This is a genomic window from Weissella sp. DD23 (genome assembly GCF_001579105.1).
Lineage (GTDB): Bacteria > Bacillota > Bacilli > Lactobacillales > Lactobacillaceae > Weissella > Weissella cibaria.
Genome location: NZ_KQ970390.1, coordinates 306,602 through 307,312 on the forward strand (window position 1 = coordinate 306,602; position 711 = coordinate 307,312).

General features: G+C 41.9%; 1 protein-coding gene. It reads left to right on the forward strand.

Annotation, left to right across the window (positions count from 1 at the left end):
* Positions 1–410: 410 nt before the first annotated feature.
* On the forward strand, positions 411–711 hold a 301-nt coding region (locus tag WEIDD23_RS14235), incomplete at its 3' end, for an inorganic phosphate transporter (protein WP_242865368.1).

The window sequence follows — 711 nt, forward strand, 5'->3', positions numbered from 1 at the left end:
GTACTGGCTACTGCCGAATGCTTTATAGCTGGTGAAGACGCCGGCGGATTGTTTACCTGTTTTGCTGATGACGTACGATGATTTGTTGCAGGTGCCGTTTTCAATGAATTCGACCCAAGTTTGGCACCGATTAGGCCAGCAGCCAAGACTGTTGTCACAAGGGTGGTACTTATTAGTATTTTAGAACGCATACCTTTTTTCCTTAACGTGATTTATAAATATAGTCTAATTCCTGTGTATGCTTTTCATATGGTTTAAATAATATGTTTTAATGATTCATTACGAAGCGAACCGGCACTGTAAATTTTGTTACAAAATCCAGGAAACCGCGTATTTACTGATATAATTATTTCTGTTGTTTTTTTAACAAATAAAAAAATTAAAACTAGTATTTATTTCAGGAGACAAATATGGAAGTCTACGTACTAGCAGTTGTGGTGATTATCGTGGCCCTGATCTTTGATGGGGTTAACGGATTCCACGACGCAGCGAATGCAATCGCTACGGCTATTACAACAGGTGCTTTGAAGGCAAGGACGGCAATTATCATGGCTGCCGGGATGAACTTGATTGGGGCCTTGATGGGAACGGCCGTCGCTGCGGTTATTGCACGTGACATCGTTGATATGACGCAAGTGAGCGCTGAGCAGCAATTATTCTTGGTTATTGCCGCCTTGCTTGGTGCAATTGGGTGGAACTTGATTACGTGGT